Origin of the sequence: Klebsiella electrica, from assembly GCF_006711645.1 — a bacterium.
Classification (GTDB): domain Bacteria; phylum Pseudomonadota; class Gammaproteobacteria; order Enterobacterales; family Enterobacteriaceae; genus Klebsiella; species Klebsiella electrica.
Genome location: NZ_CP041247.1, coordinates 4,328,744 through 4,351,418 on the forward strand (window position 1 = coordinate 4,328,744; position 22,675 = coordinate 4,351,418).

Below are 22,675 nucleotides of genomic sequence, written 5' to 3' on the forward strand. Positions count from 1 at the left end.
ATGATGATATCAAAGGTACCGTTATGTACGATAATCTGAAAAGTCTTGGCATTACCAATCCCGATGAGATCGATCGCTATAGCCTGCGGCAGGAAGCCAACAACGACATTCTGAAAATCTATTTTCAGAAAGACAAAGGCGAGTTCTTCGCCAAAAGCGTCAAGTTTAAATACCCGCGCCAGCGTAAGACCGTTGTCGCCGATGGCGTAGGTCAGGGGTATAAAGAGGTTCAGGAAATTAGCCCGAATCTGCGCTACGTTATCGATGAGCTGGATCAGATCTGCCAGCGCGATCGTACCGAAGTCGACCTCAAACGTAAGATCCTCGACGATCTGCGTCATCTGGAAAGCGTCGTCACCCATAAGATCAGTGAAATTGAAGCCGATCTGGAAAAACTGACGCGCAAATAGCCGTACGCGGATGTCGCTGTAGGCCGGGTCAGGCGAAGCCGCCACCCGGCATTTTTTTGTCTAAAACAGACTATCTTTGCTCATCCAACTGCAGCGCGATATACAGCAGCAGGCGGTCATCAAAATTCCCCAGGTTCAGCCCCGTCAGTTCAGCAATACGATTCAGGCGATACTCCAGCGTATTGCGATGAATAAACAGCGCCTTTGACGTCGCCAGCGGCTGCACGTTATGGCGAAACCAGGCTTGTAGCGTGCGTCGCAGCAGACCGTTATTATCCATCGCCTTCAGCCGCACCAGTGGACGGGCAAGCTCATTCGCCTGCCAGCCGCCGCGCAGGCTATCGAGCAGCACCGGCAACATTAAATCCTGATAAAAATAGCTGCGGCTCTCAGGCATACGCTGTTTGCCGACCATCATTGTGGTACGGGCGGTGCGCCAGGAACGGGCGATGCTGCCGGGACCGGTAAAGAAGTTCCCCAGCGCCACGCGAAAACGCAGCTGGCCGTTTTCTTTCATTCGGGCGATCAGCTGATCGATCCTTTTGCGGTGATCCTCCGCGTCCCAGCGGCCAAAAGCATTCAATGCCGGTTTGAGCACCACCATCTCGGTCAGTGAGACAATCGCCACCAGATTGTGGCGATCGGGCGTGGTCAGGGCGGTTTGCAACTGCTGCAGTTCGGCCATAGCGCTGTCTACGCCGAGCTGACCGCTATCCACTTCAATCATGGCGACCACGCGAGGCTGGTTCAGATCGATACCCAGCCGCTGCGCCCACTCGGTTAATGCGGGCGTATTCTCTTCGGCCTGGATCAGGTTCATAACCAGCTCTTCACGCAGGCGGCTATCCTGGGCCAGAAGGTGCATCAGCCGGGACTGCTCCAGCATCATCTCGGCAGTCATACACACCAGCTCGCCATATTTACGCAGCGTTTCGGGTTCGCCGGTCAGGCCGATGACGCCGACGATCTCCCCCTCCAGGCGCAAAGGCAGGTTAATCCCCTGACGCACGCCGTGCAGATGGCGAGCGACCGCATTATCAATATCCACAACCCGTCCCTGGGAAAGCACCAGCAGCGCGCCTTCGTGCAATTCCCCAATCCGCTCGCGATCGCCGCTGCCGATAATGCGCCCGCGGGCGTCCATTACGTTGATATTGGTATCAATGATGCGCATCGTACGCGCCACAATATCCTGCGCCATGTTGGTATCAAGATGCCAGCCAGCCATGTAATCCTCCCGTCAACAGGAGGCCAGCATAAAAGAGTCGGCTGGACGCTGCATTGTGCATACGCATAAAGCATGACAGAGAAGTATGGAGTTGCGTGTGGAGTCACAGAAAGGAAAGCGCACCGGATAGCGGGGCCAAAAAAAGCCCCTTCCCTCAACGAGGAGAAGGGGCGGGCTTAGCCGTTGGCGATTACTGCATCAGCAGATAGATAGTGCTATCGCCACGCTGGATGTTCAGCGCCAGTACCGAAGGTTTGGCATCAAAGATTTTGCGCAGATCGGCGATATTTTTCACCGGCTGCTGGTTAGCGCCGACGATGATGTCACCTTTCTTGAGGCCAATTTGTGCCGCCGGAGTCCCCGCTTTCACATTATTGACCACCACACCTTTGTCCTGACCTTTGTTGCTCATTTCCGCACCTTCAATACCATTGAAGATGGTGCTGGAGTCAACCTGATTCTGGCTACTCTGCTGCAGCTCGACGGTCGCATTGACCGCTTTGCCATCGCGGACCAGCCCCAGCTCGACTTTGCTGCCGATAGGCATAGTGCCGACTTGCGCACGCAGCGCAGCAAAGCTGCTGATAGACTTACCGTTCAGCGAGGTAATCACGTCACCGGCTTTGATACCCGCTTTCGCGGCCGCGGAACCAGGCATAACCTGACTGACGAAGGCGCCGCGCTGCGCATCAACCTTCATGGCTTTCGCCAGCTCAGAGTTCAGCTCGGTTCCCATAATACCCAGCTCGCCGCGTTTCACCTGGCCATACTTGACCATCTGCTCGGTCAGGTTTTTGACCATGTTGCTCGGGATGGCAAAACCGATACCGATATTGCCGCCGTCCGGCGCCAGGATCGCGGTATTAATCCCGATCAGTTCGCCGTTGAGGTTCACCAGCGCGCCGCCGGAGTTACCGCGGTTGATCGCCGCATCGGTCTGGATAAAGTTTTCGTAGTTTTCAACGTTCAGGCCGCTACGGCCAAGCGCGGAGACAATCCCCGACGTGACGGTTTCACCCAAACCAAACGGGTTACCGATAGCCACGGTGTAGTCGCCGACGCGCAGCGCATCGGAATCTGCCAGCTTAATCGCCGTCAAATCTTTCGGATCCTGAATCTGGATCAGCGCAATGTCGGAACGCGGATCTTTGCCGACGACTTTGGCATCAAACTTCCGTCCGTCGCTCAACTGGACTTTAATCGTGGTCGCATTATCGACAACGTGGTTATTGGTCACGACATAGCCTTTATTAGCATCAATGATGACCCCGGAGCCCAGCGCCATAAATTTCTGCTGCTGGCTGCCATCAGCCGGTGCCCCGCCGCCCTGTCCACCGCCCTGACAGAACGGGGAACTCTGGAACGGCGAACCATCCTGGCAGAACGGTGAATTATCACCAAAGAACTGCTGGAAGTTACGCGGCATCCGCGGAGTGTTGACGGTCGTGCTGCCCTCAACATTAATGCTGACAACCGACGGCATCACTTTTTCCAGCATCGGAGCCAGGCTTGGCATTTGCTGTGTACTTGAGGCCGAAGAGGACGTTTCTGCCGCGCTCGCAGAGAGCGGTGATAACGCCAGACCTAAACTCAGAGCCAGTGCACTCATTGCTAACGTGGTTTTTTTCATCATGTCTCACTCTATTTTAGATAACGAAAATTGCTATGTATGTGACCATCAGAGTCATTTTATCGCGCTAAGTTCCGGAATTAAGTATCTGGAAAAAGTAAAAATTTATTGTCCGTCTTTACAAAACCTGTACCTATTCCACCGCCATCAAGCGCCGATATTCATCCCATGCATACAAATCCGTCATCCCACTGATATAGTCCTGTATCAGGCGACAGCGATAATAATATTCCATCACCGGAAATTCCTCAGCATCTCGTGAAACCTTATTTACTGCTTCAACATAGGCCAACCGATGACGCGTCGAAAGTTTCTGGAACAAGCGCGAGGCAATAGGTAAGCTCCTCACCCGCTCTTTCTCCACTAATAAGCTGAACTCCTCCAGCGATAATTTTAGCAACGGCTCATAGATATCCAGAAGACCGCTAATCACCCGATAGCCTTGTAATTCCAGTTGCTCAACATCGGGATGACTAAACACATGTTTTATCGCGACGTTTTTATATAGCTCCAGCAGTTGACTGCAGTCGCTATCGTCCTCAAGCAACGCGTGATTAAAATCACCGGTAAAGATCTTCGGTAAATTATCGATAAACCGGCGGGCCGCATACGGCACCAGTTTATTCAGCGTATTGACTCGTAAATACATAAAGAACTGATCTTCCGTACTCCGACTCAGAGAATTAGAGCGCGATTTATCCCAGGCATTTTCCACCACCTGCGAAAATAAAGAGCCTTTCTCATGCTGTCCCCACGCCTCGTGAAGGAGTTGATAGAGTTGCTCTACGCTGAAAATACGTTTTTCTACCGCATCCTCAAGATCGGCCACACAATATGAGATATCGTCCGCCGCCTCCATAATCCATGTCAAAGGGAAGCGATTGTAAGGAGCCAGAGCAAGTTCTTTACGCAACCTCTCAATATACCCCTCTTCGGCTAAATAATAACCAGGCTTCTTCATTAAATAACTGTGGCTGGCGGGGAGTTCTCCCCGCCACCACGCCGGGCGGGTATATTTTAGAATGCAGCCAACCTGCGCCCAGGTCAGATTCATCCGCATGAGGGTATGCACTAAGCGAATCCCCTGCGCGTTGCCTTCAAACCAGCACAGATCCTGACGAACCTTGCTCCGCAGCCCATTCAGCCCGCCAGCGCCCTCCTGCAAACGGAGCGCCTCCACCGTACAACGATCCTGCGCTAACGGCGCGCCGGCCGCATCGTCAGGCGCGAGCCGCTGACGGAACCAGTCATTTATCGCCGCCTCGCCAAAATGGCCGAACGGCGGATTGCCGATGTCATGCATCAGACAGGCCATTTCCACCACGCTCTCAAACGGCCCGGTGAGATCATCCAGCCCGTAGGCCTCCAGCTGACGCTGCTCTTTCAGGCGGCTGAGGATCTCTTTGGCGATATAGCGTCCCACCTGCTGAACTTCAAGGGAGTGGGTTAACCGGGTACGCACCGCGGCATTACGTTCCAGCGGGAAGACCTGGGTTTTTTGCTGTAAACGGCGGATGGCCGGCGAGTTGATAATTCGCCCGCGGTCGCTTTCAAAAATACGCAGGATCTCACGTTCCGTTTCGACCCCTTGCGGCGAGCGGTAGCGCCGACGCCAGTTAATCTTGTTGCGAAAATCAATCTTTGCCATGGCCTCTCCCGCGCGAGCAATAACGTTTCCCTTTGAGTGCATGATAGACTATGCAACTAAACCTGACACATCGCGAGTAAATCTATGAAAATCGGCATTATTGGCGCTATGGAAGAAGAAGTTACCCTTCTGCGCGACAAAATCGAAAACCGTCAGACTCTGACCCATGGCGGGAGCGAAATCTACACCGGTCAGCTGAACGGCACCGATGTTGTCCTGCTCAAATCAGGCATTGGCAAAGTGGCTGCGGCCATGGGCGCAGCCCTGCTGCTGGAGATTTGTAAGCCGGACGTGATTATCAACACCGGTTCCGCAGGCGGACTGGCGTCGACGCTGAAAGTCGGCGATATCGTCATCTCCGACGAGACGCGCTACCACGATGCTGACGTCACCGCCTTTGGTTATGAGTATGGCCAGCTGCCCGGCTGCCCGGCAGGCTTCAAAGCCGACGATAAGCTGATTGCCGCCGCGCAAAGCTGCATCGAAGCGCTGAATCTGCACGCGGTCCGCGGCCTGATCGTCAGCGGCGACGCCTTCATCAACGGCTCGGTCGGACTGGCGAAAATCCGCCACAACTTCCCGCAGGCCGTAGCGGTTGAAATGGAAGCCACGGCGATCGCCCATGTTTGCCACAACTTCGGCGTGCCGTTCGTGGTGGTACGCGCGATTTCCGACGTGGCGGATCAGCAGTCTCATCTGAGCTTTGATGAGTTCCTCGCCGTTGCCGCCAGACAGTCCACGCTGATGGTGGAAAAGCTGGTACAGACGCTGGCGCGTGGCTAAGTCGCTAAAACGGGCGCTTGCCGCTCTGCTGCTGCTGACCCCGGCGTGGCTCTTCGCCGCGCCGCGGGTAATCACGCTGTCACCGTCCAATACCGAACTGGCCTTTGCCGCCGGCATTACGCCGGTTGGCGTCAGCAGCCATTCCGATTATCCAGCGGAAGCTGTCGGTATCGAGCAGGTTGCCAGCTGGCAAGGGATGAACCTTGAGCGCATCGTCGCGCTGAAACCGGATCTGATTCTGGCATGGCGCGGCGGCAATGCCGAGCGGCAGGTTAATCAACTGAGCGCACTGGGGATCAAGGTACTGTGGGTCAATACCGCCACAATTGAAGAGATCATTGCGACGCTGCGGCAGCTGGCGCAGTGGAGTCCGCAGCCGGAAAAGGCCCGCGCATCCGCACAGCGCATGCAGGACGACTATGATGTTCTCAAAGCCCGCTACGCCCATACGCCGAAAAAACGCGTCTTTCTGCAGTTTGGCGCCAATCCTCTTTTCACCAGCAGTCGGGGGTCGATTCAGGACCAGGTGCTGACGTTGTGCGGCGGTGACAATATATTTGCCTCCAGCCCGGTTCCCTGGCCCCAGGTGAGCCGTGAACAGGTCCTGGCGAGACAGCCTCAGGCCATTGTTATCGCCGGTGATGCCCGCCAACTCCCTGAAGTTGAACGCTACTGGCATAATCAGTTAAAAATTTCCCTGATTGCAGTCGATGGCGACTGGTTTGAACGCGCAAGCCCGCGTATTATCCTCGCCGCAAAACAGCTCTGCGAGGCGCTCGGGCAGGTTAAATAAGCACCGTTTGCGCAGGGTAAAACAACATCCGGCACAGAGAACGCCAGCGCGTAACCGCTATACGAACGCCTGGCGGACGCTGTGCCGATTTAATTTGATGAGTAAAACAGCCCAGAGAACCGGGCGCTTAACGAGAACTGACGATGCTAGTCTATTGGCTGGATATTATTGGCACCGCCGTATTTGCTATCTCGGGCGTATTACTGGCCGGTAAACTCCGGATGGACCCCTTTGGCGTACTGGTGCTCGGCGTGGTCACCGCCGTGGGCGGTGGAACCATTCGCGATATGGCGCTCGCCAACGGCCCGGTGTTCTGGGTCAAAGACCCCACCGACCTGGTGGTGGCGATGGTCACCAGCATGATGACCATTCTGCTGGTGCGTCAGCCGCGTCGGCTGCCGAAATGGATATTGCCGGTGCTTGATGCCGTTGGGCTGGCGGTGTTTGTCGGCATCGGGGTGAATAAAGCGTTTCTGGCCCACAGCGGCCCGCTGGTCGCTATCTGTATGGGGGTCGTCACCGGCGTGGGTGGCGGGATTATTCGCGACGTGCTGGCCCGCGAAATTCCGATGATTTTACGCACGGAAATCTATGCCACGGCCTGTATTGCCGGCGGTATTGTGCACGCCACGGCCTATGACGCGTTTCATGTTTCGCTACAAAATTCGGCGATGATGGGCATGGTCGTCACGCTGATGATTCGCCTTGCGGCCATCCGTTGGCATCTGAAGCTGCCGACTTTTGCTCTCGACGATAACGGGCGCTAAAACGGGGGAATTGCCCCGGCGGAGACACTCTACCGGGGCGAGAATCCAGTGCGGGGATCAGACGCTGAATGAGGACCCGCAGCCGCAGGTACTTTTCGCATTCGGGTTGGTCACGATAAAACGCGAGCCTTCCAGGCCTTCGGTGTAGTCGACGGCACCGCCGACCAGATACTGCAGGCTCATCGGATCGACCACCAGGCCGACGCCCTGTTTTTCGATGGTCATATCGCCTTCGTTAACCTGATCGTCGAAGGTGAAGCCGTACTGGAAACCACTGCAACCACCACCGGTGATATACACACGCAGTTTCAGGTTTGGATTGTCTTCATCTGCAATCAGGAATTTTACTTTTTTGGCTGCAGCTTCAGTAAACTCCAGCGGCAACGCTACGTCATCACTCATTTTATGCTCCCATTGATACTTCTGACCGGTTAAAGAATAACCCGACCTTATGAGCCATTATCTAATACGGGGTCAAATCGTTCAAGTATTCTCCCCGGCAACCTGCTGCGCTTTTGCCGCCTGTTCTGCGGCCTGTTTCGCCAGCGTGCGCTCCAGGATCGTCGAATACAAAGGCTTACCGCCAAGGAATTGCGCCAGTAGTGTTGCGCCAAGACAGGTAATAATCATTGGCAAAATGAGCTGATAGTTATCGGTCATCTCCAGTACCAGCACAATCCCGGTCAGCGGAGCGCGGATTGATGCCGCCAGCAGAGCCCCCATTCCGGCAATCGCAAAGGTCCCGGCATCCAGATGATAGGCCGGCAGCATCGGCGTGACCGCCATCCCGAAGGCGGTTCCCAGCAAGGTTCCCAGCGCCAGCATCGGCGCAAAAATGCCGCCGGGCGCCCCGGAGGAGAAACAGAGTAACGTGGTAATCACGCGGGCGACAAAGATAAACAGCAGCAGCCCGACGGAAAAATTGCCCGCCGCCGCAATCGGAATCAGGTTAAAGCCGCCCCCCGTCGCCGCCGGTTGAATCAGCCCGAGGACGCCGCACATCCCGCCGATTAACCCGCCGATCAGCACCCACTTCTTTGTATTGCCGCCATGAATACGTTGGAACATATCCTGGGTGCGCAGCACCAGGCTATTAAACAGCGGGCCGACGCAGCCAAAAATCATCCCCAGGATCAGGTACAGCCACAGCGTATTCACCGGCGCATCGCTCAGCTTGCCGACTTCAATAATCGCCGATTCGCCATTAAAGATACGGAACACGATGCTCGACATAATCACGCCGGTAAAGACGGCTTTAATCGAAATCAGGTTGTAGCGAAACTGCGGGCGCATCTCTTCAATAATGAATAAGATCCCCGCCAGCGGCGCGTTAAATGCCGCAGAGAGCCCCGCCGCTGCCCCGGTGGCCAGCAACGTATGACGCGCTTCGGGACTGCGCATACGGAAGATATCCAGCACCATTCGCCCGACGTTGCCGCCCAACTGCACCGTCGGCCCTTCGCGACCGAGCACCATGCCAGCGCCCAGCGTCCCCATCCCGCCGATAAATTTTACCGGCAGCACTCGCCACCAGCGAACCGGACGCAACTCTTCCAGCGCCCCTTCGATCTCCGGTATGCCGGATCCCCCCGCCTCCGGCGCAAAACGTCGCACCAGAAAATAGCCCACCATCGCCAGCAAGGCAGATAAAATAAAGGCCAACGGCCAAATCAGGAACCCGTGATCCGCCACCTGCGCCAGCGAACCGATGCGCATGTTCTGCACCCAGTTGACGCTCTTTTCAAAAGCGACCCCCACCAGCCCGGCCAGCGTACCGACTACGGCGGCCATCAGCAGCACCGCCAGCGGCGTTTTGTCACGTTGAACTAAACGACGTACCACATCGCCACGACGCAAGCGCACGATTTGTTTTGCTTCAAAAGTAGAGGCTTCTGTTTTCATACTCTTATCGTCAATAGTCATACCAATACGAAGAGGACAGTTTAGCCTTCTGAACGTCTCGCGTCGCGGAGAAAATGCGCCTGCTACGCCTTGTTTCAATTGGGCAAAAATTGGGCAAAACTTTCATAACTATCCGGGAATAACTTAGAATAACCAGCAAAACATTTATCACGAACCAGGATCATGGCAATGAGCAAATCTGAAACTCTCTATAGCGCCGCACGTGAACTCATCCCCGGCGGCGTGAACTCGCCGGTTCGCGCCTTTAGCGGCGTGGGCGGTACGCCGCTGTTTATCGAACGCGCCGACGGCGCCAGACTGTACGATGTCGACGGTAAAGCATATATCGATTATGTCGGCTCCTGGGGACCTATGGTGCTGGGCCATAACCATCCGGCCATTCGCAACGCGGTGATTGAAGCCGCAGAGCGCGGCCTGAGCTTTGGCGCGCCGACGGAAATGGAAGTCAAAATGGCGGAGCTGGTGACCGAGCTGGTCCCAACGATGGATATGGTGCGGATGGTGAACTCCGGTACCGAGGCGACGATGAGCGCCATTCGCCTGGCTCGTGGCTTTACCGGCCGCGACAAAATCATCAAGTTTGAAGGCTGCTATCACGGCCATGCCGACTGTCTGCTGGTGAAAGCAGGCTCCGGCGCACTGACGCTGGGCCAGCCGAACTCGCCGGGCGTACCGGCTGATTTTGCTAAACATACCCTGACCTGCACCTATAACGATCTGACCTCCGTTCGCGCCGCGTTCGAGCAGTATCCGCAAGAGATTGCCTGCATCATCGTGGAGCCGGTCGCTGGCAACATGAACTGCATCCCACCGCTGCCGGCGTTCCTGCCGGGCCTGCGTGCACTGTGTGACGAATTTGGCGCGCTGCTGATTATCGATGAAGTGATGACCGGCTTCCGCGTGGCGCTGGCGGGCGCGCAGTCATACTACGACGTGGTCCCGGATCTGACCTGTCTGGGCAAAATCATCGGGGGCGGTATGCCGGTCGGCGCATTTGGCGGTCGTCGCGATGTGATGGATGCCCTGGCCCCGACCGGCCCGGTGTATCAGGCCGGGACCTTGTCTGGTAACCCGATTGCCATGGCGGCCGGTTTTGCCTGCCTGAACGAAGTCGCGCAGCCGGGCGTCCACGAAACGCTGACCGATTTAACCAACCAGCTCTCGCAAGGGCTGCTGGATGCCGCACGCGAAGCGGGCATTCCGCTGGTGGTGAATAATGTCGGCGGTATGTTTGGCCTCTTCTTTATCGACGCCGAAACGGTCACCTGCTATCAGGATGTGCTGAAGTGCGACGTTGAGCGCTTTAAGCGTTTCTTCCATCTGATGCTGGACGAAGGCGTCTATCTGGCGCCATCGGCATTTGAGGCCGGCTTTATGTCGATTGCCCACACCCCCGATGATATCAACGACACCATCGCCGCCGCCCGCAAGGCGTTTGCGAAGCTGTAACGCAATGCCGGGCGGCGCTTCGCTTGCCCGGCCTACATTTTTATCGCCCCGGTAAGTAAAGCACCACCAGGGATACTTTTTTTGTCGCCCTGTTAAGCAAAGCACCACCGGGATGCATTTTTGTCGCCCTGTTAAGCAAAGCGCCACCAGGGATACTTTTTTGTAGCCCCGGTAAGCGAAGCGCCACCGGGGGCATTACCGGCTCTGTTTCCTCAGCAGATAAATAAAGTACGGCGCACCGATAAAGGTCGACAATAGCCCGGCCGGGATCTGATACGGAAACATCATCATTCGCCCGCACCAGTCGGCAAAGACCAACAGCAACCCACCGATCAGCCCGGCCATCACCATCTGCGGCATCGTGCGGCGAAAGCCCATCATGCGCGCAATATGCGGCGCCATCAGGCCAACAAAACTTAACGGACCGATAGTCAGCGTGGCCGCTGCCGTCAGACAGGCGGCCAGCAGCAGCAGAACAACCCGCGACGATGTCAGCGCCATGCCTACCGCGCGCGCGGCTTCACCGCCCAACGGCAGAATCGTCAGCCAGCGCCGACACAGCGGCAGCAGAATCAGGAGTAGCACCATGGCGATCCCGCTACGTATCACCATTTCCGGCGTTGCGCTGTACGTCGACCCGGAGATCCACGTCAGAATCTGCGCCATTCGCGGATCGCCGCTGGCCTGCAGCATCATCAACAGCATGGTGAAGGCGGTGCTGAGCGCCATCCCCGCCAGCAGCATCCGGTGCGGCGAGAAACCGCCGCGCCCGGCAGCAACGAGGATCACCAGCAGCGTCACCGCTGCCCCCAGACTACCGGCAGGCAGCAGCCAGCCGAAAGCATTACCGGGAACGAAAAACAGCATCAGGACAATACCAAAAGCTGCGCCGGAGCTGATGCCCAGCACTTCCGGACTGGCCATCGGGTTACCGGTCAGGCGCTGGATAATACAGCCCGCGACCGCCAGCATCACCCCGGCGAACAGCGCGGCGAACACCCGCGGCCAGCGCCACGGCATCAGTTGATCCAGCTGCGAGCCGCTCGCCCAGTGCCAGCTCTGAGCATCCCGCCCAAAGGCCAGCGCAACGAGGAGCGCCAGCAGCAGGATCAGCACGCCCCCCAACGCAAATCCCGATACGTTTTGCCGTTCCACCGGCACCTTATCGCCGGCATTCATCACCGGCGCACTGATGCTGCGCAAGCGCGGCAGCAGCCACAGCAGCAGCGGCGCGCCGATCAGCGCCGTCACGGAGCCGGTGGAAACCTCCCGCCACACCCGGGTCAGCCACAGAATAATTTGGTCCGACAGCCAGAGAATGAGCGCGCCAATCAGCGCCGCCAGCAGCAGACGCGACAGCAGACGACGCGCGCCGAGCATTTTCGCCAGCAGCGGCGAAAACAGGCCGATAAAACCGATAATCCCCACCGCGTTCACCAGCATCGCGCTGATAACGATCGCCAGCGTCAGCGTGGCCAGGCGCGCCAGGGAAAGCGCCAGTCCAAGATTACGCGCCACGCCATCATCCAGCCCCATCAGCGTGAGGGGGCGCAGCAGCAGCAGCGTTAAGATGAAGCCACCGAGCAGCTGCGGCCACAGCCGTTGCACCACGCTCCAGTCGGTTTGCGTCAGCGTACCGGTGCTCCACAGAAACATACTTTGCAGCTGATCGTGATGGAAAATAACCATCAGTTGATTCAGCGCCCCGCAGTACAGACTGACCACCAGACCGGCAAGAATCAGGGTCACCGGCGAGAGCCGCTTCCCCCACGAGACGCCGAAAACCAGCGCTCCGACAAAACAGGCCCCCGCCAGCGCGGCAAACTGCGAAGCCAGTACCCCGGGAATCGCCCACAGCGTCGTCACCGTCATCCCCAGTTGGGCGCCGGTCGCCACCCCGAGGGTGGTCGGTTCCGCCAGCGGGTTACGCAGCACCTGCTGGAACAGCAGGCCCACCAGTCCGAGTCCCGCGCCAACCAGCAGCGACACCGCCAGCCTCGGCAGCAGGCTGTAGTGGAATAACATCTGAGCGATATTGTCGATATCCGGCTGCCACAGCGCCTGACGCCACTCGTGCTGCGGCAGCGCCGCCTGGAGATTCAAGAAGCTGAGCGCAAACGCGGCAATCGCCAGCACGGTCAGCAGCAGAGCCGCCAGAGGAGACAGTCGCGATCTCATGCCGCACCTCCCTGGGCATCCGCCAGCACGCGGGCAAAATGCATCGCCGACAGCGTCGCGCCGTAGAACCAGACAGCCGGCACGCGCTGGAAGCGCCCTTCGCGGACAAACGGCATCGCCTGCCATAGCGGCGTACTCATCAGTTGGCGCATTTCGGCATGATTACCATGGTCAAAGCAGATGACATCGGTCTCTTTGTAGGCGGCCAGCCGATCGATTCCCACGCTGACGCTGCCCCAGAAGGCGCTTTCACCGCGCCAGGCATTTTTAATGCCGAAGCGATCGAGCACTTCCTGGAACAGACAATTCTGGCCGAAAACCAGGACATGGCGGGGATCGAGCACAGTGATCATCAGCAGCGGACGCTCGCCGCGATGGGCGAAACGCGGGCGCAGGTTCTCCATCAGCGCATCAAACTCCGCCAGATGGCGCTTCGCCGCCTGCTGCCGGCCAATCAGCCCGGCCATCTCGTTGAGGGATTGCTGCGCCATCAGCAGCGGTCGTTTACCGTCGCTGAAAGTGAATCCCCGCCCTGGGGCAATGCGCGCCAGCTTCTCTGCCGACGGTCCATATCCGGCCGACCAGACGATAAACGACGGTTTCATCTGCGTCAGCAGCTCAAGATTTGGCTCCGTACGCAGCCCGACATCAATCACCGAGGAGGGCAGCGCCGGTTCATTCACCCACAGGTTATAGTTCGGGATATCGGCCACGCCGTAGGGCGTCACGCCAAGCGCCAGCAGGAGTTCTGCCGGCAGCCACTCCAGCGCCACAATACGCTGCGGATCGAGGGTTGCAGCCTGGGCGCCGCGCATCTGCCACAGCAGGGGCGACAGGGCCATCGCCGCCAGCAGACGGCGACGGGTAATGAAAGGGGTCTTTTCCATCAATAGACAAAGCTTACCGGCGCGCTACCCGCCGGATGCGGCAGAATACCCATCGCAATACCGTAAATTTGCTCCAGCGTTTCGCTGCGCATCAGCTGCGCGGGCGTTCCCTGCGCAATCATCTCACCGCCGCGTAACGCGACCAGATAATCGCAGTAACGGGCGGCCATGTTGATATCGTGCAGGACGGCTATCACCGTTAGCCCGCGCTGTTGACTCAGACGGTGTACCAGCGCCAGGACATCAACCTGATGGGCAATATCCAGCGCCGAGGTGGGTTCATCCAGCAGTAAACAGCGGCTGTCCTGCGCCACCAGCATAGCAATCCACGCCCGCTGGCGTTCGCCGCCGGACAGGCTGTCAACCAGCCGGTGCGCCAGCGGTTTCAGGCCGACCAGCGCAATCGCCTCTTCAACTTTCTGCCGATCGGCGGTGCCAAAACGCCCCAACGCACCGTGCCACGGATAGCGGCCAATGGCCACCAGCTCGCGCACCGTCATCCCTTCCGCTGGCGGCAGCTGCTGCGGCAGATAGGCCACTTTACGGGCAAAGGCTTTGCTGCCCCAGCTATCCAGCGGCTGCCCGTCCAGCAGTACATCGCCTTGCGACGGCGGCTGATGGCGGCCGAGCATTTTCAGCAGCGTGGATTTGCCGGAGCCGTTATGGCCAATCAGCCCCGTCACTTTTCCCGCCGGGAAAGTTAAGGAGAGAGGATGCAGCAGCGTACGGCCAGGTACGCGAAAGGTAACGTGATTCAACGAAAACGTGGTATCAGCGTGCGGAGAGTTTTCCTGCATAGCGGCGACCTGGTGAACGGCGCGGCGAACCGCGCCCGGTAAGTGATTAGAAGCGGAAGGTTGCAGTTGCAATAACCTGACGTCCTGCGCCCCAGTAGCAGGCGTATTCGCTGTAGCAGCTGGATACGTACTCACGATCGAACAGGTTGTTCACGTTGATCCCCACTGACGAGCCTGGCAGACCAAAACGCGCCAGATCGTATTTCACCGTGGCATCCATCAATGCATAGCCAGCCACGTTGAAGGCGTCGTTTTTCTTCCCGGAGTCCGTATCATTTTTGTAGTAGCTCACCGTCGAGCCGATATAACGCGCGCCGGCCCCGACCGTCAGACCGCTCAGCGCGTTCTCGTGGAAGGTATAATCCGCCCACAGCGATGCCATATTGCGCGGTACTTCCGCCGGGCGTTTGCCTTTGAATACAGTGTCTTCGGTGTATTCTGCATCGGTATAGCTATAGGCCGCCGTCAGATTGATATTGGCATTGACCGCCGCTTTTGCTTCCAGCTCAAAACCGCGCGAGCGAATTTCACCTGTTTGAACGCTATAAATTCCATACGGATCATTGGGATCAGCCGTCAGGTTTTTATCTTTGGTCAGCTGATAGACCGCCGCGGTCACCACCACCGGCATATCTTTCGGAACGTATTTCACGCCCGCTTCATACTGCTCGCCGCGGGAAGGATCGAACGGCCTGCCTTCGCGGGAAGAGCCGGAAACCGGTTCGAAGGACTGGCTATAGCTGAAGTACGGAGAGATGCCGTTGTCAAACAGATAGTTAATACCACCACGCCAGGTAAACTGCTGATCGTGGTTTTCCGCGAGATCGTCAGAAGAGCGCGTCAGGGTCGAAGCCATGGCGTAATCATAGCGGCCGCCCAACGTCATCACCCATTTGTCCCACTCCATCTGATCCTGGGCATACAGGCCGGTCTGCTCCATGCGGTTCAGCACCGCGTAGGGGAAGTTCACATTGACGTTCGCATCACCGTATTGCGGGTTGTTCATGCTGATGGCATCGGCAGAACCGTAATCGGCATTGATATCATTACGCATGCGCGAGTAATCAACTCCGGTCAGCAAGGTATGGTTGACCGCGCCAGTGGCAAAGTCAGACTGCAGCTGCGTATCAACGGTGAACGTATTGAGATGTTCATCAGATCGCACATAGGCGCGCTTGATTTGGCCCGTAGCCGAATAGCCATTACCGTAAACGGAGCGGTACAGCGTCTTCACGTCGCTATAGCGCAGGTTCTGACGCACCGTGAAGGTGTCATCGAACTGATGAGAGAAGCTGTAGCCGACCATCTGCTGACGGCGGGACATCTTGTTATCCGGCTCGCCTTCATTGTAATCAGTCGGCAGTTTATGGGCGTTGCCGTTGGCGTCATAATACGGCACCACGGTCCCTTCGCGAGGCAGCCAGCCGTAGTAACCGGCATACGGATCGTTCTGGAAGTTGCTCAGGAAAGTGAAGTCGGTTTTATCATCCAGACGCCAGCTGAAGGAGGGCGCGACCGCGTAGCGAGTCGATTTCGCCATCTGCTGCTGCGCATCCTGACTGCGGCCTAAACCGGTCAGTCGATACGACCATACGCCGTTATCATCGATGGCATCACTGAAGTCAAAACCGGTCTGCCACAGATTATCGGTACCCATTTTGAACTGAATTTCTTTCAGCGGTTCGGTCGTCGGACGCTTGCTCACCATACTGACGATGCCGCCAGGGTTGCTGTTGCCGTACAGTACCGATGTTGGCCCACGCATCACTTCCACGCGTTCAAGGAAGTAAGGGTCCATCGACACTTCGGCATAGTTGTTCCCCTGCAGCTTCATACCGTCCAGATACTGGTTGGTATTGACCGTTGTGGAAGTCGTGAAGCCGCGAATGGTCACTACGTCATAGGTGGTAGAGCTGCCGCGGGTGGAGAACACGCTCGGCGTATAGGACAGCGCCTCTTTCACCGTAGTCGGCTGCTTAATGTCCATCTCGGCACGGGTGACGACGGAGACAGACTGCGGTGTTTTTTCAATCGGGGTATCGGTCTTGGTCGCCGTCGCCGAATGTTTCGCAGCGATCGTGGGCGCCGGACCCCAGGCACTCTCTTGCGGGGCTGGCGCCGCGATAACGGTGATGGTTTCTTCTTGCTTCGGTTCAACTGCTGCCTGCGCATAGACAGACATGCCGCTAACCGCCGTGGCTACTACGACTGCGATTTTACGCAGCGAGTGATTTGGCTGAGCAGTTTTTGGACGCGCCATGGGGATATCTCTGATGAAAGTGAATGATAACGTAAACGAGAATTATTATTATGACTATTTCTATGATAGGCGAAATGCAGAATGCAAGGCAAGAGCTATGCCCCATGCGGCAGACCGAAGGATGAAATAATAACCAGGCAGTTACTGTGGGGATAAGTGACTGTTAAGTCATGCGCAGAAATAAAAAAGCCCCCTGATACTCTGCTATCAGGGGGCCTGGTGACGACGATCAGTTACCGCCGAACATATCCTTAATCCAGCCAGCTACGCCATCGCTCTTTTCCTGCTTCGCTGGCTGTTGCTGCTGTTGCTGTTGCGCCGGTTGCTGCTGCCCGGACTGATTGAACGGATTGTTCTGCTGCTGTTGCTCCAGCTGCTGCTGTTGCATCTGCTCGCCCTGGCGACACAGCTCATCCGGGGTGGTTGTCCAGACCGGAAGCGAACGCATTCCCCCGCTACACACGAAGTTGCCATTGCTGTCCACGCCCATATCCACCACGTCTTCCGGTGCCGTCAACGCCAGCGGCGTCGGCGTCTGGTTAGCCAGATAGCGCTGGTAAATAGACATTGCGCCGCTGGCACCGTAGAGTTTCGTCGGCTGGTTGTTATCGCGACCCACCCAGGTAATGGTCACCTGGCTGCCGTCAATCCCGGCAAACCAGGTATCGACGTTATTGTTGGTGGTCCCGGTTTTCCCCGCCAGATGCAGACCCGGATACTTCGCTCCAAGCTGACGGCCGGTACCGCGCAGCACAACCTGCTGCATGGTCCACAGCGTCATGTACGCAGCCTGCGCCGGCACCACCCGCTCTGCCTGTGGATAGCTCTGATACAGCACGGTACCATCTTCGGCGATGACCGAACGCAGCGCCGAAAGCGTCGCGCGGTTACCGCCGCTGGCGATAGTCTGGAACGCCTGCGCGACTTCGATCGGCGTCAGGTTCAGCGCCCCGAGAATCATCGCCGGCACCGGGTGCAGCTGATCTTTCGGCGCCCCCAGTTTGACCCAGGTGTCGGTTATCGCCGGCAGACCCAGCGCCATCCCGAGGTTAACGGTCGGCACGTTCATCGAGCGCGTCAACGCATCCACCAGCATCACCTGACCGCTAAAACGGCGATCGTCGTTCTGCGGGGACCAGGTTTGACCGTTTGGCAGACGGATGGTGATCGGCGCATCGGCAATCGAGGTGTTCAGGCGATACTGGTTCGGCAAGCTCAGCGCCGTCAGATAGGTCGCTGGCTTCGCCAGAGAACCGATTGAACGGCGGGCCTGCATCGCGCGGTTGTAACCGGCAAACTGCGGTTCCGCACCGCCGACCATCGCCCGCACTTCACCGGTAAAGCGGTCAACCACCACCATCGCGGTTTCCAGATCCGGCAGCTTACGCTGTTTCTTCAACAGCGGAATGCCGTCGGTCGCCGCTTTTTCCGCCGCATCCTGCGCGACGGAGTCAAAGGTCGTAAAGATCTTCACGCCGGAGAGATCTTTCACCTTATCACCCAGTTTCGCCTGCAGTTCCTGACGAACCATCTGCATAAACGCCGGCTGTGGCGAGATCACGCCGCCGCGCGGCTGCACGCCCAGCGGACGCGCGCTCAGCATGTCATACAGCTCCTGATCGATCACGTTCTGCTGCTGCAGCAGACGCAGCACCAGATTGCGTCTTTCCAGCGCCAGCTTCGGATTACGCCACGGGTTGTAAATCGATGCGCCTTTCACCATCCCGACCAGCAGCGCCTGCTGATCGAGGCTGAGCTCTTCGACCGGGCGGCCAAAGTAATAAAGGCTCGCCAGCGGGAAACCGCGAATTTCGTTGTCGCCGCTCTGACCGAGGTACACCTCGTTCATATACAGCTCAAGGATACGATCCTTGCTGTAACGCGCATCAACGATCAGCGCCATATAGGCTTCGTTCGCTTTACGCCAGTAAGAGCGCTCGCTGGAAAGGAACAGGTTTTTCACCAGTTGCTGGGTCAGCGTACTGGCCCCCTGCACCGTGCGCCCGGCCGTCAGGTTCGCCAGCACCGCGCGACCAATCGAGTACAGGCTAATCCCGTCGTGTTCATAGAAGTGACGGTCTTCGGTCGCCAGAAGCGTATCCACCAGCAGATCCGGGAAGCCGCTGCGCTTGACAAACAGACGCTGTTCGCCATTTGCCGACTGCAGCATGGTAATCAGCCGCGGATCGAGACGGAAGAAACCGAACTGGCGGTTGTTCTCCATATTCTCGATCGTCTCCAGGTGATCGCCGTCAAAGGTCAGGCGCGCGCGCACCTGCCCTTCTTTACTATCAGGGAAATCAAACGGACGACGGATCATCTCAATGCTTTTGGCCTGCACGGTATACTCGCCCGGACGCGTCATCGCGCTGACCTGGCGGTACTGCGTAGCATTCAGCAGACGAACCATCTCGCTTTTGCTGATCTGCATATCCGGTTCGAGGTTAACCATGCGGCCATAAACCGCCGCCGGAAGCTCCCAAACCTTGCCGTCGATACGGCTACGGATTTTCTGATCGAGATAGACACCGTAAGCGGCAACCAGCACCGCAATCACGACCCCTATCTTGAACAGCAGCCATAGCCAGGTCCGTTTACGGCGAGGCTTATTACCTTTGCCTTTTGCTTTCTTCGGCATCGGCTCTTGATCCTCATAATCATCGTCGTCGTAATTATCGTCATAGTCCTCATCCCGGACCCGACGACGAGTCACCTTTTGTTTTGCCGGACGCGAGGGCTTTCCCTTACGTCCGATAGGCTCGCGGTCATCTCCCGCCATGCTTCTTCTCCGCAACTTTCAGGCGTAAAAGCCTGATTCTCAATACTTCCTCTTGAAAGAGGAAGAAGATATCTCTCAAATTCACGCCCGGAGGTCGCCATCCGCAGACAACGACCCTGGTATCACCGCGCGTCGCGTCTCAGGGCGCGGTCATGATGTACGCTTATGCACTCGTTGAGAATTCATAATATAAATCATCACGTTACACGCATCGCCTGACGAGAATTTTGGGACATAGCACAAATAGTCCAGGTGACACAGGATAGCACTAAACCGGGACAGGCTTAACCAGCATTTTACTCCCTCACGAGGTAACAAAAGCGAAAATATTATGTTTTTTAATAACATAAAAATATCCTTCGCCGTTCATCGCCTCAGCGGTCTGCCTGAGGGCCTCTTCGGCGATAAAAAACAACGGCTTCAGCGCTGGATGAATATGATATTCCGCCGGTAACCAGAAATATTCGGGCAAAGAAGTGAAGAGCAACAGTACGCCGGAAGCCGCAGAGTGCAGCCAGTTTAATCGCCCGCTGGCGCCATTTATTGATTGCCTACGCCGTCAGCAATGACCAAATAGCCTACCTGTGTTTTATTTCACACCGTTTTATTCCCCTTGAGGACTGTCTTCAATAATGCCTCCCGGCCCGTCCGCTACGAATACTTTTTGGTGCGCCGCGTTGGCGCGGTATTGGCCGGATCGTCCGGCCAGACGTGTTTGGGGTAACGCCCCTTCATCTCTTTTTGCACCTCGCGATAGGTCCCCTGCCAGAAAGCGCTGAGGTCGCGGGTAATCTGCAGCGGACGCTGCGCAGGCGACAGCAGCTCCAACACCAGCGCGACCCGGCCCTGGGCTATCGTCGGCGTGGCGGCTTCGCCAAACATCTCCTGCATACGTACCGCCAGCGCGGGCGGATTGTCGGCATGGTAGCGGATCGCTATCCGGCTCCCGGTCGGCACCGTGTAGTGGGTTGGCAGTTCGCTGTCCAGCGTCTGGCGCAACGACCACGGCAGCCAGTTTTGTAGCGCCTGGCGCACATCCAACGCTTTCAGCGCGCGCAGCGAGTGCACCCCGCTCATCTGCGGTAGCAGCCAGGCTTCCAGCGACTCCAACAGCGAGGCGTCATCGACGGCCGGCCACGCCTCTTCTGGCAACCATTGTGCCGCGCAGTGCAGGCGCAGGCGCAGTTGTTCGGCTTCCGCCGTCCAGTTAAGCACGCCGAGCCCCTTATCGCGAATGCCGTTGAGCATCGCCTGATGCAGCTCCTCTTCCGAGGGCTTCGCCAGCGGCTGGGTTTTTAACACCAGTTGACCAATGCAGGTGCGTCGCCAGGCCTTCAGCGTCCCCTGCGCCTCATCCCATTCGACGGTATCGGAACATTGCGCCAGCCCGGGACACTGCGCCAGCAGCGCATTGACGTCCAGCGGCAGCGCCAGCAGAATCCGCGCGTCCGGCGAGGCGCTTCCCTGCAGGAGCAGAGGCGCAATCAGCCATTCGTGGCGCCCGAGCGCATCGTCGGCGTCCAGCATCGCCCCCATCCCGTTGGCGAGTTGGTAGCGCCCTTCCTGACCGCGGCGACGGGCGATCCGGTCGACAAATGCCGGGGCCAGCAGCGGCGCCAGGCGTTGTGCATCGGGCTGACCATCGCGGTTGCCCAGCCGCTTCAGAAGCTGCCGGGCCCGCTGCTGCCAGTTCGGCTGCTGGCGGGCAAACGCCGCGCCGAGATCGCTGCTTGCGCCGCGCGGAGGCTCTTCGAGGATCGCCGCCAGTTTCGCCGCGGTCGCCGCATCATCCGCATCAGTGGCCGCCGTCAACATCGCCGCGAGACGCGGATCGTTACCCAGGGCGGCCATTTCGCGCCCGCGCGCCGATAGTCTGTTCCCCTCCAGCGCCGATAGCGCCGTCAGCAAGCGCCGCGCCGCGGCCAGGTTTGCCTCAGGCGGCAAATCGAGCCAGTTCAGCTGCGCCGGATCGGGGCATCCCCACTGTAAAAGCTCCAGCAGCAGCGCGGAGAGATCGCTGTGCAGTATCTCCGGATCGCTCTGGGCCGCCGCGCGTTCCGCCTGCTCTTTGCCAAGCAAATGCAGACAAATCCCCGGCTCCAGACGACCGGCGCGACCGGCGCGTTGGGTCATCGACGCCTGGCTGATGCGTTGTGTCATCAGGCGGGTTAAGCCGGTACGGGCGTCAAAGCGAGCGACGCGCTCCTGGGCGCTATCGACCACCAGCCGGATGCCTTCGATGGTTAAGCTGGTCTCGGCGATATTGGTCGCCAGCACCACCTTACGTTTGCCTGCCGCTGCGGGGAGAATCGCTTTGCGCTGCTCGCTCAGCGGCAACGCTCCGTACAGCGGACACAGCACCACATCGTCGGCCACCCGTTCGGCCAGCTGCGCCTGTACCCGCTGAATTTCCCCCACGCCCGGGAGGAACAGCAGCAGCGAGCCGCGCTCCTGGCGCAGCAGTTCCGCAGCAGCGATGGCGACCGCTTCATCGAAACGCTGATGCGCGGCAAGCGCCTGAAATCGTTTTTCCACCGGGAACGCACGCCCTTCAGAGCAAATGGTCGGAGCCGAAGGCAACAGCCGCTGCAGGCGATCGTTATCCAGCGTCGCTGACATAATCAGCAGTTTAAGATCCTCCCGTAGCCCCTGCTGGACATCCAGCAATAGCGCCAGCGCCAGATCCGCCTGCAGACTACGCTCGTGGAATTCATCAAGGATCACCAGCCCGACGCCGCTCAGTTCGGGATCGTGCTGGATCATCCGCGTCAGGATGCCTTCAGTCACCACCTCCAGCCGCGTATTTGGTCCGACGCAGGTTTCGGCGCGCATCCGGTAGCCGACGGTCTCCCCCGGTTTCTCGCCCAGCAGCTCCGCCAGGCGTTGAGCCACGTTGCGGGCGGCCAATCGCCGCGGCTCCAGCAGGATAATGCGCCCGTCGATATGACCATCGGCGAGTATTTGCAGCGGCAGCCAGGTCGATTTCCCGGCGCCGGTTGGCGCATTGAGCAATACCTGCGGCGCCTGCTGCAGTGCGGAAAGAAGTTCAGGGAGGACGGCGGCAACCGGCAATTGGGACACGAATGGCTCCGGAGGTTAACATTTGCGGGCAAGCATTGTAGCATCCTGATAATTCATTACCG

At 58.1% G+C, this 22,675-nt stretch carries 16 protein-coding genes; 5 read left to right on the plus strand and 11 right to left on the minus strand.

Annotated features, from left to right (window positions below; genetic code table 11):
• The first annotated feature begins 23 nt into the window (after positions 1 to 23).
• Entirely contained in the window at positions 24 to 410 is a 387-nt protein-coding gene (locus tag Electrica_RS20715) for a DUF3461 family protein (RefSeq protein ID WP_100682502.1), read from the plus strand.
• A gap of 70 nt (positions 411 to 480) precedes the next feature.
• Here the strand turns inward: Electrica_RS20715 and Electrica_RS20720 are convergent, their stop codons facing one another.
• From Electrica_RS20720 to dgt, 3 genes are all read right to left on the minus strand, one after another.
• The gene (locus Electrica_RS20720; protein ID WP_141965297.1) at positions 481 to 1,638 is read right to left on the minus strand and encodes a CdaR family transcriptional regulator; all 1,158 of its coding nucleotides are present in this window, start codon (positions 1,636 to 1,638) and stop codon (positions 481 to 483) included.
• A gap of 190 nt (positions 1,639 to 1,828) precedes the next feature.
• Complete coding sequence (gene degP / locus Electrica_RS20725; protein ID WP_131049289.1) at positions 1,829 to 3,268, minus strand: serine endoprotease DegP; 1,440 nt, start codon at positions 3,266 to 3,268, stop codon at positions 1,829 to 1,831.
• Between the two features lie 133 nt (positions 3,269 to 3,401).
• Positions 3,402 to 4,916, minus strand: coding sequence for a dGTPase (gene dgt / locus Electrica_RS20730; RefSeq protein WP_141965298.1), 1,515 nt, complete (start codon positions 4,914 to 4,916; stop codon positions 3,402 to 3,404).
• Positions 4,917 to 5,000: 84 nt separating this feature from the next.
• Here dgt and mtnN point away from each other — a divergent pair, with 84 nt between their 5' ends.
• The 3 genes from mtnN to Electrica_RS20745 all read left to right on the plus strand — a co-directional run bounded on the left by mtnN (position 5,001) and on the right by Electrica_RS20745 (position 7,259).
• Positions 5,001 to 5,699: a 5'-methylthioadenosine/S-adenosylhomocysteine nucleosidase gene (gene mtnN, locus Electrica_RS20735; protein ID WP_100682506.1), complete on the plus strand. Its 699-nt coding sequence runs from the start codon at positions 5,001 to 5,003 to the stop codon at positions 5,697 to 5,699.
• Complete coding sequence (btuF, locus tag Electrica_RS20740; protein WP_141965299.1) at positions 5,692 to 6,492, plus strand: vitamin B12 ABC transporter substrate-binding protein BtuF; 801 nt, start codon at positions 5,692 to 5,694, stop codon at positions 6,490 to 6,492. The genes mtnN and btuF overlap by 8 nt, the downstream gene beginning before the upstream one ends.
• A gap of 143 nt (positions 6,493 to 6,635) precedes the next feature.
• Entirely contained in the window at positions 6,636 to 7,259 is a 624-nt protein-coding gene (locus Electrica_RS20745) for a TRIC cation channel family protein (protein ID WP_131049269.1), read from the plus strand.
• A gap of 57 nt (positions 7,260 to 7,316) precedes the next feature.
• Here Electrica_RS20745 and erpA read toward each other — a convergent pair whose 3' ends face one another.
• Together erpA and clcA are read right to left on the minus strand one after the other, a co-directional pair.
• Positions 7,317 to 7,661, minus strand: a complete 345-nt coding sequence (erpA, locus tag Electrica_RS20750; protein ID WP_004858085.1) for an iron-sulfur cluster insertion protein ErpA — start codon at positions 7,659 to 7,661, stop codon at positions 7,317 to 7,319.
• A gap of 81 nt (positions 7,662 to 7,742) precedes the next feature.
• Positions 7,743 to 9,161 carry a H(+)/Cl(-) exchange transporter ClcA gene (clcA, locus tag Electrica_RS20755; protein WP_141965300.1) on the minus strand — a complete coding sequence of 473 codons (1,419 nt, stop codon included), beginning with the start codon at positions 9,159 to 9,161 and terminating at the stop codon, positions 7,743 to 7,745.
• Between the two features lie 189 nt (positions 9,162 to 9,350).
• Here clcA and hemL point away from each other — a divergent pair, with 189 nt between their 5' ends.
• The gene (gene hemL / locus Electrica_RS20760; RefSeq protein WP_141965301.1) at positions 9,351 to 10,631 is read left to right on the plus strand and encodes a glutamate-1-semialdehyde 2,1-aminomutase; all 1,281 of its coding nucleotides are present in this window, start codon (positions 9,351 to 9,353) and stop codon (positions 10,629 to 10,631) included.
• A 195-nt stretch (positions 10,632 to 10,826) separates the two neighbouring features.
• On the opposite strand, the gene fhuB is transcribed toward hemL, so the two are convergent.
• The 6 genes from fhuB to hrpB form a co-directional block, all read right to left on the minus strand.
• Positions 10,827 to 12,809, minus strand: coding sequence for a Fe(3+)-hydroxamate ABC transporter permease FhuB (gene fhuB / locus Electrica_RS20765; protein ID WP_141965302.1), 1,983 nt, complete (start codon positions 12,807 to 12,809; stop codon positions 10,827 to 10,829).
• A complete protein-coding gene (gene fhuD, locus Electrica_RS20770) occupies positions 12,806 to 13,696 on the minus strand; it encodes a Fe(3+)-hydroxamate ABC transporter substrate-binding protein FhuD (protein WP_131049265.1) in 891 nt (296 codons plus the stop codon). The genes fhuB and fhuD overlap by 4 nt, the downstream gene beginning before the upstream one ends.
• On the minus strand, positions 13,696 to 14,493 hold the full coding sequence (gene fhuC, locus Electrica_RS20775) for a Fe3+-hydroxamate ABC transporter ATP-binding protein FhuC (RefSeq protein ID WP_141965303.1): 798 nt from the start codon (positions 14,491 to 14,493) through the stop codon (positions 13,696 to 13,698). Before fhuC ends, fhuD begins: the two co-directional genes overlap by 1 nt.
• 46 nt (positions 14,494 to 14,539) lie before the next feature.
• Entirely contained in the window at positions 14,540 to 16,753 is a 2,214-nt protein-coding gene (fhuA, locus tag Electrica_RS20780) for a ferrichrome porin FhuA (protein ID WP_141965304.1), read from the minus strand.
• A gap of 229 nt (positions 16,754 to 16,982) precedes the next feature.
• Positions 16,983 to 19,532 carry a bifunctional glycosyl transferase/transpeptidase gene (mrcB, locus tag Electrica_RS20785; protein ID WP_141965305.1) on the minus strand — a complete coding sequence of 850 codons (2,550 nt, stop codon included), beginning with the start codon at positions 19,530 to 19,532 and terminating at the stop codon, positions 16,983 to 16,985.
• 651 nt (positions 19,533 to 20,183) lie between these two features.
• Entirely contained in the window at positions 20,184 to 22,613 is a 2,430-nt protein-coding gene (gene hrpB / locus Electrica_RS20790; RefSeq protein WP_141965306.1) for an ATP-dependent helicase HrpB, read from the minus strand.
• Between the last annotated feature and the right edge of the window lie 62 nt (positions 22,614 to 22,675).

Excerpts from the sequence above, each read along its gene's own strand:
- Electrica_RS20715 (WP_100682502.1), top strand. The coding sequence starts at position 24 with ATGTACGATAATCTGAAAAGTCTTGGCATTACCAATCCCGATGAGATC.
- Electrica_RS20720 (WP_141965297.1), bottom strand. The coding sequence starts at position 1,638 with ATGGCTGGCTGGCATCTTGATACCAACATGGCGCAGGATATTGTGGCG.
- degP (WP_131049289.1), bottom strand. The coding sequence starts at position 3,268 with ATGAAAAAAACCACGTTAGCAATGAGTGCACTGGCTCTGAGTTTAGGT.
- dgt (WP_141965298.1), bottom strand. The coding sequence starts at position 4,916 with ATGGCAAAGATTGATTTTCGCAACAAGATTAACTGGCGTCGGCGCTAC.
- mtnN (WP_100682506.1), top strand. The coding sequence starts at position 5,001 with ATGAAAATCGGCATTATTGGCGCTATGGAAGAAGAAGTTACCCTTCTG.
- Electrica_RS20745 (WP_131049269.1), top strand. The coding sequence starts at position 6,636 with ATGCTAGTCTATTGGCTGGATATTATTGGCACCGCCGTATTTGCTATC.
- erpA (WP_004858085.1), bottom strand. The coding sequence starts at position 7,661 with ATGAGTGATGACGTAGCGTTGCCGCTGGAGTTTACTGAAGCTGCAGCC.
- clcA (WP_141965300.1), bottom strand. The coding sequence starts at position 9,161 with ATGAAAACAGAAGCCTCTACTTTTGAAGCAAAACAAATCGTGCGCTTG.
- hemL (WP_141965301.1), top strand. The coding sequence starts at position 9,351 with ATGAGCAAATCTGAAACTCTCTATAGCGCCGCACGTGAACTCATCCCC.
- fhuB (WP_141965302.1), bottom strand. The coding sequence starts at position 12,809 with ATGAGATCGCGACTGTCTCCTCTGGCGGCTCTGCTGCTGACCGTGCTG.
- fhuD (WP_131049265.1), bottom strand. The coding sequence starts at position 13,696 with ATGGAAAAGACCCCTTTCATTACCCGTCGCCGTCTGCTGGCGGCGATG.
- fhuC (WP_141965303.1), bottom strand. The coding sequence starts at position 14,493 with ATGCAGGAAAACTCTCCGCACGCTGATACCACGTTTTCGTTGAATCAC.
- fhuA (WP_141965304.1), bottom strand. The coding sequence starts at position 16,753 with ATGGCGCGTCCAAAAACTGCTCAGCCAAATCACTCGCTGCGTAAAATC.
- mrcB (WP_141965305.1), bottom strand. The coding sequence starts at position 19,532 with ATGGCGGGAGATGACCGCGAGCCTATCGGACGTAAGGGAAAGCCCTCG.